Annotated in this window: 1 protein-coding gene; it reads right to left on the bottom strand. The window is 68.9% G+C overall.

The features are described 5' to 3' along the window. Positions 1-586, bottom strand: a 586-nt coding sequence (locus FOY53_RS22725; RefSeq protein WP_146592544.1) for an isopenicillin N synthase family dioxygenase, incomplete at both ends; no start/stop codon positions are given.

Below are 586 nucleotides of genomic sequence, written 5' to 3'. Positions count from 1 at the left end.
GTCGGGATATCTCGCCCCCTCCCCGACGCAGGACGGCAGGCAGTTCAACGGCGTCGCCGAGCTGGGGTGCATGAAGAACGGCATCGAATAGCGGCTGACGTTCGGCCCTTCGGGATTGACCACGCGGTGGGTGGTCGACGGGATCACGCCGTTGGTCAGGCGCTGCAGCATGTCGCCGGAATCGACGATCAGGTTCGAGGGGTCGGTCTCGACCGGCAGCCAGGTCCCGTCGCGGTCGAGCAGTTGCAGCCCCGCCCCCTTGGCGGCGACCAGGATGGTGATGAAGTTGATGTCCTCGTGCGCGGCCGAACGCACCGCGCCGGGCGCGGCGTCGTCCGGCACCGGCGGATAGTGCAGCACGCGCAGGATCGAGGTCCCATGGCGGACCAGCGGGTCGAAATAGGCCTCGTCCAGATCCAGCTTGGGCGCCAGGGCCCGCAGCAGCTGGCGGCCGGTCTCGTCCAGCCCCTCGAACAGCGACAGAAAGGTCTGGCGGAAGCCGGCGACGCCCGCGGGCCAGACGTTGGGCGGAAAATCCTCGTCCAGAACCACGCCCTCGGGGACCTCGCGGCCGATCTGCCAGAAC

Origin of the sequence: Puniceibacterium confluentis, assembly GCF_007923445.1 — a bacterium.
GTDB classification, from domain to species: Bacteria; Pseudomonadota; Alphaproteobacteria; order Rhodobacterales; family Rhodobacteraceae; genus Puniceibacterium; species Puniceibacterium confluentis.
This window is presented reverse-complemented; position numbering and strand designations above follow the sequence as displayed.